13 protein-coding genes are annotated in these 13,375 nt (G+C 69.4%); 11 read left to right on the forward strand and 2 right to left on the reverse strand.

The features are described 5' to 3' along the window. The first annotated feature begins 248 nt into the window (after nt 1-248). The 11 genes from AB0G01_RS29310 to AB0G01_RS29360 are packed head-to-tail and all read left to right on the forward strand — an operon-like array spanning nt 249 to nt 11,986. A complete protein-coding gene (locus tag AB0G01_RS29310) occupies nt 249-947 on the forward strand; it encodes a glutaminyl-peptide cyclotransferase (protein ID WP_360951912.1) in 699 nt (232 codons plus the stop codon). After that, a complete protein-coding gene (locus tag AB0G01_RS29315) occupies nt 944-2,017 on the forward strand; it encodes an NlpC/P60 family protein (RefSeq protein ID WP_360951915.1) in 1,074 nt (357 codons plus the stop codon). Before AB0G01_RS29310 ends, AB0G01_RS29315 begins: the two co-directional genes overlap by 4 nt. Before the next feature lie 25 nt (nt 2,018-2,042). After that, nucleotides 2,043-2,663, forward strand: a complete 621-nt coding sequence (locus tag AB0G01_RS29320) for a hypothetical protein (RefSeq protein ID WP_360951918.1) — start codon at nt 2,043-2,045, stop codon at nt 2,661-2,663. Continuing rightward, entirely contained in the window at nt 2,663-3,628 is a 966-nt protein-coding gene (locus AB0G01_RS29325) for a hypothetical protein (protein WP_360951921.1), read from the forward strand. Before AB0G01_RS29320 ends, AB0G01_RS29325 begins: the two co-directional genes overlap by 1 nt. A gap of 11 nt (nt 3,629-3,639) precedes the next feature. Beyond that, nucleotides 3,640-3,963, forward strand: a complete 324-nt coding sequence (locus AB0G01_RS29330; protein WP_360951924.1) for a hypothetical protein — start codon at nt 3,640-3,642, stop codon at nt 3,961-3,963. Between the two features lie 13 nt (nt 3,964-3,976). Further along, a complete protein-coding gene (locus AB0G01_RS29335; RefSeq protein ID WP_360951927.1) occupies nt 3,977-4,588 on the forward strand; it encodes a hypothetical protein in 612 nt (203 codons plus the stop codon). Continuing rightward, complete coding sequence (locus AB0G01_RS29340) at nt 4,575-6,743, forward strand: hypothetical protein (protein ID WP_360951930.1); 2,169 nt, start codon at nt 4,575-4,577, stop codon at nt 6,741-6,743. Before AB0G01_RS29335 ends, AB0G01_RS29340 begins: the two co-directional genes overlap by 14 nt. Next, the gene (locus AB0G01_RS29345; protein ID WP_360951932.1) at nt 6,740-8,251 is read left to right on the forward strand and encodes an SCO6880 family protein; all 1,512 of its coding nucleotides are present in this window, start codon (nt 6,740-6,742) and stop codon (nt 8,249-8,251) included. The genes AB0G01_RS29340 and AB0G01_RS29345 overlap by 4 nt, the downstream gene beginning before the upstream one ends. Continuing rightward, a complete protein-coding gene (locus tag AB0G01_RS29350) occupies nt 8,248-9,663 on the forward strand; it encodes a hypothetical protein (RefSeq protein ID WP_360951934.1) in 1,416 nt (471 codons plus the stop codon). The genes AB0G01_RS29345 and AB0G01_RS29350 overlap by 4 nt, the downstream gene beginning before the upstream one ends. Continuing rightward, nucleotides 9,660-11,423, forward strand: coding sequence for a TraM recognition domain-containing protein (locus tag AB0G01_RS29355; protein ID WP_360951937.1), 1,764 nt, complete (start codon nt 9,660-9,662; stop codon nt 11,421-11,423). The genes AB0G01_RS29350 and AB0G01_RS29355 overlap by 4 nt, the downstream gene beginning before the upstream one ends. Continuing rightward, nucleotides 11,420-11,986 carry a DUF4913 domain-containing protein gene (locus AB0G01_RS29360; RefSeq protein WP_360951939.1) on the forward strand — a complete coding sequence of 189 codons (567 nt, stop codon included), beginning with the start codon at nt 11,420-11,422 and terminating at the stop codon, nt 11,984-11,986. Before AB0G01_RS29355 ends, AB0G01_RS29360 begins: the two co-directional genes overlap by 4 nt. 68 nt (nt 11,987-12,054) lie before the next feature. Here the strand turns inward: AB0G01_RS29360 and AB0G01_RS29365 are convergent, their stop codons facing one another. Both AB0G01_RS29365 and AB0G01_RS29370 read right to left on the reverse strand, forming a co-directional pair. After that, nucleotides 12,055-12,501 carry an Imm1 family immunity protein gene (locus AB0G01_RS29365; RefSeq protein ID WP_360951942.1) on the reverse strand — a complete coding sequence of 149 codons (447 nt, stop codon included), beginning with the start codon at nt 12,499-12,501 and terminating at the stop codon, nt 12,055-12,057. Beyond that, a complete protein-coding gene (locus tag AB0G01_RS29370; protein WP_360951945.1) occupies nt 12,489-13,292 on the reverse strand; it encodes a DddA-like double-stranded DNA deaminase toxin in 804 nt (267 codons plus the stop codon). Before AB0G01_RS29370 ends, AB0G01_RS29365 begins: the two co-directional genes overlap by 13 nt. Nucleotides 13,293-13,375 lie beyond the last annotated feature (83 nt).

A 13,375-nucleotide genomic window follows, 5' to 3' on the forward strand; every position in this document is an offset into this window, starting at 1 on the left:
ATGTACCGAAAGAGCAAGCTTCAACCGGTTCGCGGAAATCCGGGAAATCGGCGTTCCGATCCGACCGCTATGACTCTTCGGCGTGATGCTGAAGTGCGTTCGCACTCTCACGGAGGTCGTCCATGAGCAGGTTCATCTTCCTGGTTGGGGTGGTGTGTGGCATAGCCGTGTCGACTGCATCGGCGTCGTGCGCGGTGCCGGAGGCAGCACCGTCGCCGTCGAGAACCGGTTCGGCTCCGACTGCCGAAGTGCAGGTGTTCGCCGCCGTGCGGGTGGTGGCGAAGGTGCCCGTCGGCGTGGGCGCAGGCGTCGGGTTGGCGCTGTCAGCGGACGGCCTGGTCGAGTTCGTGGTGACGCCCGCCGGGTCGGCGCTCCGGGTGGTGGATGTCGGAGATGGCCGCGAGGTGCGCCGGATGCCTCTGGCCGACCGGCGTGATGTGGCCGGCGTGGCGGTGACGTCCGGCGGACTGTGGCAGGTCTCGTCCGGAGTCGCGGTGTTGCGTGATCCGGTGTCGTTGGCCGAGAAGCGGCGAGTTCCGGTCGGTGGTGTGCCGTCGGGTGCGTGCGCAGTCGGCAGGTTCGTGGTGGTCGGCGACGGGACCGATCGGCTGGTGCTGCGGGATTCCGTGACGTTGAAGGAAGTTCGCGCGGTCACGGTGTCGGGTCATTGGGCAGCCGGGCAGCGTCTCGGGGCGTTGACGTGTGTGCGTGAGGACGGGCGGGCACAGGTCTGGGCGGTGGTGGCCGGGTCGGATTGGCTGGTCCGGATCGACGTCGAGTCCGGTCGTGTGACGGGTGTGGCGAGCGTTGCCAGGATTCGCGCGGAGGAACCGGGCGCAGGTGGTGCGGTCGGCGGGATCGTCGCCGCCCGCGAGCCGGGCGAACTGTGGGTCTCGGGCGGGTTCCGCCATCGGTTCAAGGTCCGGTTGGGTGGAGCCGGCCGATGAAGCTGCTGCTGGTGCTGATCGCCGTGGCGTTCGCGGTCGTTGTGGGTGGCGGCTTGCTGACGACGCAGTGGGATGCGGGTGCGACGAGTGCGGCCGTGGCGTGTGTGGTTGACGGTACGGCGGATGGTGCGCCGTCGATGTCGTCCGCTCAATCGGCTGTGGTGGACGCGATCCTGGGTTCCGTCAGGGAGTTGGGCATCGAGCGGCGTGGGGCGACGATCGCGTTGCAGACCGCGATGCAGGAGAGCACGTTGCGGGCCGATGTGGTGGTCGGCGAGGCGGTGGGCGCTTTCCAGCAGATCGCTCCGGGTCCGTTCGGCGCGTACGCGGGTTATGACCGTACTGATCCGGGCCGAGCGACGGCGGGGTTCTTCTCCGTGTTGCTCCGGCGGATTCCCGGGTATGCATCCGATCCGCGACCGAATCACGAGTTGGCGCAGGTGGTGCAGGCGAGCGGAGCGGGCGCGGCGTGGTACGCGCGGCACCAGAAGTGGGCGGAGTCGGTAGTGGCCGTCCGGTTCAACTCCGGCTCCGGTTGCGTGGAGCAGGTGGTCGAGGGCCCGGTTCCCGTGAGGGTCAAGGGGAACACGGTCGAACTGCCGGCCGAGGCGAAGGTCACCGGCACGGTCGTAGCCGCATCGGAACGGGTGGCGAAAGCGGTCGGCGCGGCGTTGGCGTGGCTGGGGACGCCGTACTCGTGGGGCGGTGGGGACGAGAACGGCCCGACCAAGGGCGTGCGGGACGGCGGGGTGGCGGACGCGCACGGCGACTTCGACAAGGTCGGTTTCGATTGCAGTGGCTTGACGTTGTACGCGTACGCGCAGGCCGGGAAGCGGATCACCAGACCGTCTGATGCCCAGTTGACCGGGGCGGAGCTGGTGGTGCCGTTTGCCCAGGCCCGGTCGGGTGACCTGCTGTTCTGGGGGACGCACCACGTGGCGATGTACCTCGGTGTGTTCGACGGCGTGCACCGGATGGTCGAGGCGCCGCAGTCGGGGGATGTGGTGGAGGTGTCGCCGGTGCGGTTGGACGGCGACTTCCGGGGCGTGGCGGCACGGCCGATTCCGTGAGATCCCGAGAGGTAAGGAGAGGTCGATGACCGGTCTGGAGAACGAGGGCTTCGTGGGATTCGACGGGCAAGTGGTGGAAGCGGCGTCGCTGGACAGGACGCCGGCCACGGATTCGGTCGCGTCCGCAGTGGCCGTCGAATCGCATTTCGCTTCGCGCGGGTCGGCTCACGCCGATCGACTCACAGAGGAGATTACGCTGTCCACAATGGATGCTCGGCCGGTCGATCTGTCCGAGTCGATCAAGGCTTTCTCCGCCACGACGAAGCGGCAGAAGCAGTACTCGACAGCGTTGTGTGATCGGGTGGCACATCATGCGAGCGAGCTGCGTGGTGCCGTCGCCGGACGCGAACTCGGCCTCCCTGTCTCGTACGCGGGGCCGATCTACGCCGCGTCCCACCTGTCCGACCGGCAATGCCTGGACCTGGCCGGGGCGTTGGACGAAGTCAGCGCGCAGCTTTCGTCACGGGCGGGGATCGACCTGCCGTGGCAGTTGCGGGCGTCCGGTGGGTCGTCGGGGGCCTCTTCGACAGAGTTGCGCTCCAGGGTGGGTCGGCTCGGCAACCCGGGCCCGACCGGTTGTGCGCCGCCAGAGCCCGTTGTACAGCCGCGTCCGGCGTGGCTCCCGATGCGCATTGGGTTCCGCTGATGAGCGCGAACTGGGGAGGCAGGCCGGTGCCGTTCCCGGCCTCCGCCGCGTTTGCGGTCCGTCTCGCCCCGCAACCCGGGCTCCCCGCGCCGATCGTGATCCCACGCGCGGAAATCTCTGCTGTCGAGCGGTTGACGGCCGGACGGCGAGGCCGGGCTGAGGTGGAGGAGGCGCTGCGTCGGGTGCCGCAGGCTGCCCGGGTGGTGGCGGTCGTGGGAGTGGCCGGGTCGGGTCGGTCGACGGTGGCCGCCGAACTGGCGGTGGTCGCCGCGTCGTATCAGCCGGGTCCGGTGATCGTGGTCGACGCGTCGGGCTCGGTGTGGCCGGGGGCGCGTTGCAGGTTCCCGCCGACCTCGGGAAGTGATCTGGACTGGCTCAGGATTCGCCCGTTGTTGGCACGGCAGGACCGCGTTCCCGCTCTCGGCGCGTTCGTCCACTGTGTGCGGCACGTCGAGTACCGCAGGGAGGTCAACGGTTCGGAGGGCTGGGTGACACGACTCGGCGGTGTGCCGCCGTCCCGCCCGTGGGAGCCGGTCAGGCCGGCGGAGGTTCTGGCCACCGTGGAGGCCGTGCGTGGGCTGAGCCGGATGACCGTGGTGGACTGCCCGGCCGACACCGACGCGGTGACGCGGGTCTGCGCGACGGTCGCGAACGTGCTGGTCGTGGTGTGCCGGGCCGATGCCGCCGAGGTGCGCCGTTGCGGGCAGTTGGTAGAGGTCCTGTCGCGCGATGTGCGTCGCGACTTGACGAGAAGAAGCGTGATTGTCCCGGTGCAGCACCGGCCGGGTCGGTGGCCACGTGCCGCCGCCGCTGCCGAAGCAGCCGCAGGTCGTGCTGTCACGGCAGTGCGACGGCTCCCGTTCAACCGAACCCTTGTCGACGCGAGCACGCCCGTGACGCATGGCGTGACGGCAGCCAAAAGGCTCACAGCAGCCGTAGTTCTCCTTTCCGCACAACAGTTGTGAGGTGTATTCCGATGCAGTACGACATCTGGTCGATGTGGTGGCACGCCGCTCAACCCGGCGGACCGGTCGCGCCGATCGACATCGAGGACGGACGCAACGCACCGGGGTTGAGCGCGATGGAGTCGTTGGTCAACTCGATCGCGATGTACGTTTTGGTCGGCGGGTTGGCGGCGGTGGTGATCGGGATCGGGATCGCCGTGGTCGGGCCACGATTGGGGTTCCAACACGCGCGCGGGGTGGGCATCGGCGGTGTGGTGGGCGGAGTGTTCCTCGGCGCGGTCGTGGGGCTCGCCTCGATCCTGGTCAATTTCATGTACTCGGTGTTCTCCGGTTGAGAGGGGCGCACCGATGGTGGATTACATCAACTCGCGGGTCCTCCGCCCGGTGATCAAGGTGCTCGCGGTCGCAGGTGCGGCGGCGTCACTGTTCACCGGGGGAGTCCTCATCGGCCGAGTGAACGCCGATCAGGCACCCGTGACGCAGACCTCGCACGACATGGAATGCGAGCGTGGAGACGACGCGCTGGCGGCTACTGCCGCAGCTCACCTGGCGGTGCTGGTGTCCCAGCGGGTTGCGGGCAGCCAGGCGGTTCGTGATGCCTCCGGCCGGCTGGGTGCCCGGCCGGAGGTGGCAGAGGAGTTCGGCCGGTGGGCGGAGCAGGAGAACCCTGCGTACCGGCACGGGTTGTTCGGTGCGACGGCGGTGAAGGTCGACACCCGCGAGGGTGATCGGGCGCGGGTGGCGGTCGACGGCTACTGGCTGCGTTCCGGGAGCACCGCTGTGGGAGCGGGCGAGGTCACGAGCGCGTTGTGGACGTATTGGCTGGTGTGGCGTGACGGCCGCTGGACGCCGTCGTCACCGCCGGAGGCGACCACGCTGCCTGAAGGGGCCGTGCACAAGTCACTGGCGTTCCTCAGGATCAGCTCGGGGTTCGTGGGGGTGCCCTATGTCCGCTGCTGACCGGTTCCTGCGGCTGGGATTCGTCACCCTGACCGGGGTGGTGTGGTCGGTGGTGTTCGCCGGGCCCGCCTTGGCCCAGGCGGCTGTGCCGGTGCCGACGACGGGTGTCGACCTGGTGCGGATCGCCGACCGGGAGTATCCCCGGCTGAAGGTCGCGGACGGGCGCTGGTGGTATCTCGCGCCGAACTGTCCGTGGCCCTCGGCGCAGGTCCCGGCGGACGCGGTGTGCGGTGGGGACCAGGCACTTCTGCGGGATGACACGGACTTGCGGTGCACGTTCGTCGTCAACTACCGCAAGGAGCTGCTTCCGCAGCGCGCGACGTGGCGGTTCTGCCTGACCCGGCCACCGTTGTCGCCCGCGTACCACTGGACCGAGGAACAGAACGAACGCCGCATCGACCAACTGCGCAACGCCGTGGGTTCGTGCGTGGGCACCAGCAACGGGTGCATGGCTTTGCAGTGGTGGCCGCGAGCGGCGGACGGCACCATCGACTGCGCCGCGATCCCCCGCGACAAGCTAGGCAACGCACTCAAGACGGCCAGCTCGCAGGGAACCGACAGGGCGGTCGTCGCCCGGACGTGCGCGGTGTTGAACTCCTACATCGCCCGCCGTCCGTTCTCTTCCGGCGTCACGGCACCTGACCTCAACCTCGCCGGGCGGGTCGTCGCGGACGGCGTCCCCATCGGCAGCGCCACCGGCGCGACCGACTCGGTGGTGGACTGGGACAAAGTCGGTGACAGCCTCCAGGGGTTGTGTTCGATCCCGACCACCATCCTCACGATGGGCACGTTGTGCGTGGGCGCGACGGCAGCCCAGATCGGCGCGAAGTTGTGGGGCGCGATGGACTGCGCCACGGAGTTCGACAAGTGCCTGGCCGAGGCCGCTGCCCGCGCGATGCTCGCCGGGTTGGAACTCACGCTGGACGCGTTGCGGCACCCGACCTCGGTGGACTTCAACGATCCGGGGTTGCGGTCGGTGTTCGGCGCGATCGGCACGGTCAGCGCGTACCTGGTATTGACGTTGTTCCTGGTCAACGCATTGATTGCGGCGGTGCGGATGCGGACCCGTGAACTGGCCGAAGGCGCGCTGGGAGTGGTCCGGTGGGCGTTCGGGCTGGGCGCGGGGTTGACGCTGGTGGCGTTGGCGGTGTTCGTGTCGGACCGCGTGGCGGACTGGTTCGCCGGCGCGACGGCCGGGACGTCGGAGGTCGTGTACGCGCGGTTCTTCGCGCTGATGTACACCCTGGCCGCGTCGGGTGGTTCGCAGGCCGTCGGTGGCTGGCTGTTCGTGATGGTGGTGTGCTTCATCGGCGCTTTCTGCTCCGGGGTGGCGTATCTGTTGTTGGTGTTTCGCAAGGGTGCGATCGTCCTGGCGGTCGCGTTGATGGTGTTGCAGCTCGCCGGCGGCGCGGGGCCGAAGGGTGCCCGGAGGTGGTCGCGCAAGGGTGCGTCGGTGTTGTGGGCCTGCGTCATCGCCAAGCCGCTGACGGTGATCGTGTTCCGGCTCGGGGAACACTGGATCGGCCGAGGCCGTGGGTTGGGCGACCTGCTGCTCGGGGTGGGGACTCTGGGTGTTGCGGCGTTTGCGCCGTTCGTGGTGGTGAAGTGGTTCCCGCTCGACGGTGGGCACGGTGGTGGTGCGGCGCGTGGGTCGTTGGCGATGACCACGGCTACCGCGTTGACCATGGTCGCCAGCCGTGGTTCGACCACGAGCGCAACACTGCGTGCGAACACCCCGTCGGCCGCTGGACCGCATGTCGCCGGGGCGCGGCTCCAGGTCGGTCGCGTGGGAGGAACGGGATCGCCGCCGAGCACCAGCGCCGTGATGGCGTCACCGCCGGACCGGGGGCAGAACCACTCCGCGAGTCGACCGGACAGCCTCCCTCAGCAGGTGCATCGCGTCGCCGGCGGCAACACGACAGGGATGCGGTCGGTGCTGACCGGTGCCGCGATCGCCGGGGCCGCGGGCGCGGTGGTGGGGCAAGTGGCGATGGACGGCGTCACCACCGGCGGTGCCGAGGACAGCCCGTATCCGGAGCACCTGCCCTACTTCCCGTCCTCCGGTTCGAACGGCCTGCCGCCACCGCCGGAGACGGGTGCCCCGCAGCAGGCGAGCGGGCCGGCCAGGCCCGCGACAGGAGGAGGTCGGTGGTGACCGAGATCCGTGTCCGCTTCTCGAAACGCCGGAGTGATGGTGTCCTGTGGGGCAAGACTCCCGCCCAGCTCGCATGCCTGGTGGTCGCGCTGTTCGCCATGGTCGGCGGGCTGAACACGGCCGGAGTGGTGAAGGTGGTGCCGCTCGGTGTCGCGGGTCTGCTGGTCGCGGCGGCCCTGGTGCCGGTGTTCGGACGGCCGCTGGTGGACTTCGCGCCGATCCTGCTGGGGCGGCTGGTCACCAGGGCGTCCGGCGGGCACGAGTACCGGGGCGGCCCGTTCCGCCTCGGTCGTCGCGAGGTCACCTCCGACGGTCCGAGGCTGCCCGGTGACCTGTCACGGTTGCGTTTCCACACCTACCAGGTCGGCGAGAACCGCGACCGCGATCTCGGCGTCGTCACCGACACGCTGGACGGCAGCATGGTGGCCGCGTTGGAGATCGGAGCGGACACCTTCGCGTTGCTCGACTCCGCCGAGCAGGCACAGCGCGTGGTGGGTTTCGGGGCGGTGCTCAACTCGTTGTGCCGGTCGGACAGTCCGCTGGCGCGGGTGCAGATCCTCCAGCGGGTGATCCCCGAATCAGGCGATCCGGTCCGGCGGGAGTGGAACGTCCGGGGTGAGCACGGCAACCCGTTCGCCGCCGCTGCCTACGAAGAGCTGATCGGCACGCACGGCCGTGCCGGTCAGCGCCACGAGTCGTTCCTCGTCCTCAAGCTCGACCCCAGGCGGGCCACGGCGCGGATCAGGGCGGCCGGTGGTGGTGACGACGGCGCGGCCTCCGTGTTGTTCGCCGAGATCACCCGGGTCGAACGCGGGCTGCGGGCAGCGGGGGTCACCGTGCGCGGCTGGCTTCCCCCGCGCGGTCTGGCCTACGTGGTCCGCACGGCGTTCGACCCCGCCGCCACCGCGATGCTCGACCGGCGTGGCGGCGGCCGGGGCGACCAGGCCGGAGGTGACCTCGGCGCGCCTTCCGGCGTGCACCCCGTCGCGTGTCACCCGATGGCCACCGCGACCGCCCGCACCCACTACGCCACCGACTCGGCGGTGCACCGGACCTGGTGGATCGCGGAGTGGCCGCGCGCCGACTGCGGCGTGCCGGTCGGGTTCCTGGAGCCGTTCCTGCTGCGCTTGACCGTCCGCCGCACCCTGTCGCTGGTGTTGGAGCCGGTACCCGCCCGCAAGGCCCAGACCAGGATCAACGTCGAGGCCGGAGCCGACGACGCGCGCGAGACGATGAACCGCCGCATCGACCGCCGCACCAAGCGATCCGACCGTCGCGAAGCAGAGGACCTGCACCGCAGGGAAGCCGAACTCGTCGAGGGCTTCGCCCATTTCCGGTTCCTCGGATTCGTCTCCGTCACCGCGTCCACCCTCGAAGAACTGGAGGTGGAGGCGGGCGCGGCCGAAGCGGCGCTCAACGAGTCCACGGTGGAGCCTCATGTGCTGCACTGGGAGCAGGATCAGGGGTTCTGGGCCGCCGCGCTGCCCCTTGCCCGGGGTCTGCGATGAGCGGGCGACGCGTCCACCAGGTCGGGGCGGCGCTGCCCGACTGGGTGCCGCGTCCGTGGCTCGGACCGGCCGGGCGGCGAGCGGGCCGGGTCCTGCACCGGATGCGGCTCCCGGCGCACGTCGAGTCGACCGCGCAACTGCGCGGGGTGCTGCCGTGGCTCGCCGGTGTCGGGTTGCCGCCCGTGGGCACCTACATCGGGCAGGAGCGGTTCTCCGGCAGCCCGTTCTGCTTCGACCCGTGGCGGCTCTACTCCCTCGGGCTGCTGCACGACGCCGGGGTCTTCATCGCCGGCGTCATCGGCAGCGGCAAATCCGCGCTGGCCAAGTCGTTGTGCATACGCGGTGCGGCGTTCGGCCGCCGCTTCGCCGTTCCCGGCGACATCCGCGGCGAATGGGTTCCCGTCGTGGACGCCCTCGGCGGTCGGGTGCTGCGGCTCGGGCCGGGCATGACCGAACGCCTCAACGCCCTGGCCCTCCCGCCCCGGCCGGACGGCATGACCGACCGGCAGTGGTGGCCCATCGTCCGGTCCCATTGGGAGGAACTCCTCGCCGCACTCATCCGCACCCTGCTCCCGAGCCAACGCGCCCTCACCATGGACGAACGCACCGCCCTGGAAACCGCCCTCACCGTCGCCACGCGTTGGCACGATGTCGACGGCGACCTGACCCGGCTCCGCCCCATCCACCTGGGGCTGCTGGTGGACCTGTTGCTCGACCCGACCGAGGAGATGGCCGAACACCACCACCTCGACTCCGCGACCCTCCGCGACCGCACGCACGAGATCGGCTTGGCCGTACGAGCCCTGACCCGGGGCAGCCTGTCCGGGCTGCTGGACGACGAGCGACCGGACAACCAACTCGACTGGCGCGACACCGCCACCGTGATCGACATTAGCCGCGTCAAGACCAACGACACGGCGGTCGCGTTGGTCATGGCCGCCACCCAGGCCGTCATCGAGTTGGCCTTCGCACACCGTCCCGGCCACCGCTACACCGTCTACGACGAAGCCTGGCGCCTCACCCGCTTCCCCGCCCTCATGGCTCGTACCAACGCCGGGCAGAAAGTCTCGCGAGCCACCGGCAACGCCACACTCCTGCTGTGCCACCGCATCGGCGACATGCTCGGCGGTACACCCGAATCCCAGTTCTACGGCCGCGCGCTGCTCGCCGACTGCGGCACCCGAGTGCTCTACCGGCAACGTTCCGACCAACTCGCGGTCACCGCCACCGAACTACACATGGACGACAGCCAGGCGTCCATGCTCACGCTGTTGGAACAGGGCACCGCGCTGTGGAAGATCAACGATTCGCCCTACCTGGTCGACCACGCCGTGTTGCGCGGCGGACGTGAATGGCAACTGATCGACACCGATCAGACCATGCGCGACACCACCCCGACCGGTGCGTCATGACAACGCGACGCGACCCCCACGGCGACGACCAACTCCTCGCCCTGGCGTTGGCCATTGCACTGGCAATCCTCGCGATGGGGCTGGTCACCGGCTTGGCGGTCGGCGGAGCGGTCACCGCACTGCTCGATGGCCACGGGTGGACCTGGCGTTCCACCGGCTGGGCCCGTGCCACCGCCGCGCTGCTGCGCGACCCCGCCCACCCGGGAATCGCCTTCGGCCATCCCGATTCCCACCCGCTGCCCTGGTGGACCGTCACCGGCCTGGTCGAACTGCTCGTCCTCGCCTCCACAATCACCCTGGCCACGGTCATCGCGCGACGGTTCCGACGCGAGAACACGATGGCCGGCGGCCGGCACCTGCGCCGAGCCCTCGGTGCCGGGGCCGCCCGCGCACGCGCCCGACGCACCCGCCCCTCACTGGCCGATGTGCCGAACCGACCCATGTCCGAGGTCGCCGTCCACATGGGACGGTCCGTGCAGCATCGCATCGACCTGTACGGGCAACACGAAGACGCCGAACTCGTCATGGTCGGCACCCGGCAGGGCAAGACCAACCGCCGCATCATCCCCTGCGTCCTGGACGCGCCCGGTCCCGTCGTCACCACCTCTACCAAAGGTGACGTCCTGGCCGCCACCGTCGGCGTGCGTGAGCACGACGGCCCAGTCCACGTGTTCGACCCGGAGAACGTCACCGGCTGGCCCGAGCCGATGCGCTGGAACCCCGTGAAAGGCTGCCAGGACCCCGAGGAAGCGATCCGCCGAGCCCGCGAACTCGTCGCCGCCAGACCGATGGACGGAGCCTCCAACGTGGGCTTCTTCACCGACTCGGCCGCACGAGTCCTCCGGGCCTGGCTGCACGCCGCCGCCCTGTCCGGCAAAACCATGCGCGACGTCCTGGTGTGGGCGTCCCGCTGGACCGACGACGAGCCCGCCGCCATCCTCCGCCAGTCCCCCACCAGCGCGCACTGGGCCCACATCCTGCGCGACCTCACCACCAACACCGCCGGCGAAATGCTCGGTGGCATCGCCCAAACCCTCAACCTCGTCCTGGACCCGCTCAACTCGCCCAGGCTTCTCGACGCCTGCTCACCGCGCGCGGGCAGAGAGTTCGACGTCGACGTCTTCCTCAGATCACGCGGAACCCTCTACATCATCAGCGAAGGCGGTGTCGGCTCCGCCGGCCCACTCGCCTCCGCCCTCGCCCTGCACGTCCACCACAAGGCCAAACGCCTCGCCGCCCACTACCCCGACGGGCGCCTCGACCCTCCCCTGCGCTGCCCCTGGGATGAAATCGGCAACGTCGCCGCCCCGGAGAACCTCGGCCAACTCGTCTCCGACTCCGGCGGACGCGGCATCCACATGATCCTCGCCTGCCAAGGACTCGGCCAACTCCAGCGCCGATGGGGCAAAGACCAGACCCGCGAAATCTGGAACTCAGTCACCACCCGCCTCATCCTCGGCGGCGTCGCCGAAGCCGACACCCTCGACGACCTCTCGCGCCTCGTCGGCGACACCCAAGCCCTCCAGACCAGCGCCAGCAGCGGCGAATTCCGACGCACCCGCTCTACCAGCTACACCTGGGAGAAAGCTCTCCGCGTCGATCAGCTCCGCACGCTGCCCGACGGTCAGGCTCTCCTGCTCTACCGCAACACCCCGGCCACGCTCGTCCACCTCGACGCCTGGTTCGAACGCCCCGACGCCCACCACCTGCAAACGCTCAAGCAGCGGGCCGAGCAGCGCATGGGACGCACCACGCCATGACCAATCCAAGCCCGGCAGACTTGGCGAGGGCACTGGCCGAGCTGCGCACCCGACACGTCGAACTCACCGACACCGTCGAACACGTCGTGACCGCGCTCGAAGCCCTCCGCCCCGCCGTGGACCGCGCCGAACCAGGTGCCTGGTCCTGGGAACACCTCGACGCCGACCGCGCCGCCACCCTCTGGCATCAACTCGACCAGTTCGTCCACGATCTCAACACCCGCGAGGAACTCACCCACCCCCACCACATCCCACCCTGCTGGCACCATCACCCACGAGCCGTGGAAGACCTCACCGCCCTGCTAGCCGCCTGGCAGGACGCCTACCACCGCCCCGCCGAACCCACCACTGCCCTGATCGCCTATCGCCACCACTACCTGTGGCCCACTCTCATCCGCCTCACCGAGACCAACACCCCACTGCGCCGCTGCATCGACAAGGACCAGCACAGCCCCTGGCAGGCACCCGACGACGCCGGCTACCTTGATCCAGACGGGCAGCCATACGATCCCGCAGCGCAACTGGCCCACCACCTCGCACGCGACACCGCTCGACGCCCATGACCGGATCGCGAGTAGCGCCTGACATTGGCGTGACTACGTGCCAAGTGCGCGACGCAGCCGAGATGTCGTCATCCGGCGGTCGGGTACCAGGCCGGGGGCTCCTGCCAGGTGGGAGCGGTCGGCCGTTGTCCGCCGGTGGTCAGGTACTCGTGCGCGGCCCGACGCACCACGTCCAACGGGATCTCGCAGTCGACCGGGTACTCGGTGTCCGAATTCATGTAGTAGTACAGAATCCGGTCGCCACCACTGCTGTCCGAGCCGGATTCGGCCTTGCTGAACCACAACCCGTTCGGCGAGGTGTAGACGAGTGCGCCCCGACCGGTGTCGCCGTGCACGCCGACGTCCAAGGTCATCCGTCGCATGGCCAAGTCCACCGGCCGGGCCGGCTTCAGGTGCACGATGATCCGGCCGTCCCATCCGGCCACGGTGTCCAGCACGGCATCCAGTTCGGCGGGGGTGCGGACGGTCACGGCGTCGTTCTGCTCCTCGTCGTACCAAGCCTCTAGGTCCACCACGGTTGAGCTCCTCCTGTGTAACGAGTGCGGGTTCGGGTGCCGGCTGCGGTTTGTCCGTGCACGGTCAACGTGGACCCTTCCGGGAGAAGGATCGGCACGAGGGTGTCACAGGAGTCGTCACGGCCGCGACAGGGCCGGTGATTGATAATCAGTGTCGCGTGGGTGATCCCGTTCGCCACCATGTACGCGGCCAACTTCTGTTCCACATCCCCGGAACGCCCGGACCCGCCGGGCAGCCCCATCCGGGCTAATTGGCTCTGCACCAGCGCGGACCCATGATCGAACCCGCTGTGGATCGCCCGCGTCACGCCGTCCTGGGCGATCCACCTACCGTGCGTCTTTTCCCCACTGTTGGGCGTCACCGGCGAAGGCAATTCCCGCCGTAATTCCTCGATTCGCTCGGGCAGGATCACCGGTGGATCATCGGATTCGGCACGGCAAACCGGAGGTTGCCGCAGCCGTGTCGGGGGTGGTTGCACCGACTGCCGAGCGTCCGGCGCCGGGGCGACTGTGTTCTCACCCTCAAGCCTGGCCACGATGCTCTCGGCAGCCTTCAGCGCTTCGGTGATCAACGGCCACAAATACCCCTTACACCCGTCCACCACGTGGGTGAACCGGGAGAGCATCACGGCCACATCGGAGTCGAGGTTGCTCGAACCTGCCAACGCCCTGGCCAACCCGTCGTGGGCTTCCTCCGCCAAGTCCTCCGCCTGTTCCAGTGCAGTCCGTGCCTGTTCGGCTTTCACGCACGCGGCACGGACTCGTGCGGCCACCTCCTTGATCGACCCCACCCCAGCTCCCTCTCTGCCTGGCCTGGTCCTTCAATCCTTGGAGGCCAAGGTCAAACGGTAATGTCCCGGCGGCAGCATCGAGT

The organism is Actinosynnema sp. NPDC023587 (assembly GCF_040640215.1).
Classification (GTDB): domain Bacteria; phylum Actinomycetota; class Actinomycetes; order Mycobacteriales; family Pseudonocardiaceae; genus Actinosynnema.

Coding starts and splice junctions, on each gene's coding strand:
- AB0G01_RS29315 (WP_360951915.1), top strand. CDS start 944: ATGAAGCTGCTGCTGGTGCTGATCGCCGTGGCGTTCGCGGTCGTTGTG.
- AB0G01_RS29320 (WP_360951918.1), top strand. CDS start 2,043: ATGACCGGTCTGGAGAACGAGGGCTTCGTGGGATTCGACGGGCAAGTG.
- AB0G01_RS29325 (WP_360951921.1), top strand. CDS start 2,663: ATGAGCGCGAACTGGGGAGGCAGGCCGGTGCCGTTCCCGGCCTCCGCC.
- AB0G01_RS29330 (WP_360951924.1), top strand. CDS start 3,640: ATGCAGTACGACATCTGGTCGATGTGGTGGCACGCCGCTCAACCCGGC.
- AB0G01_RS29335 (WP_360951927.1), top strand. CDS start 3,977: ATGGTGGATTACATCAACTCGCGGGTCCTCCGCCCGGTGATCAAGGTG.
- AB0G01_RS29340 (WP_360951930.1), top strand. CDS start 4,575: ATGTCCGCTGCTGACCGGTTCCTGCGGCTGGGATTCGTCACCCTGACC.
- AB0G01_RS29350 (WP_360951934.1), top strand. CDS start 8,248: ATGAGCGGGCGACGCGTCCACCAGGTCGGGGCGGCGCTGCCCGACTGG.
- AB0G01_RS29355 (WP_360951937.1), top strand. CDS start 9,660: ATGACAACGCGACGCGACCCCCACGGCGACGACCAACTCCTCGCCCTG.
- AB0G01_RS29360 (WP_360951939.1), top strand. CDS start 11,420: ATGACCAATCCAAGCCCGGCAGACTTGGCGAGGGCACTGGCCGAGCTG.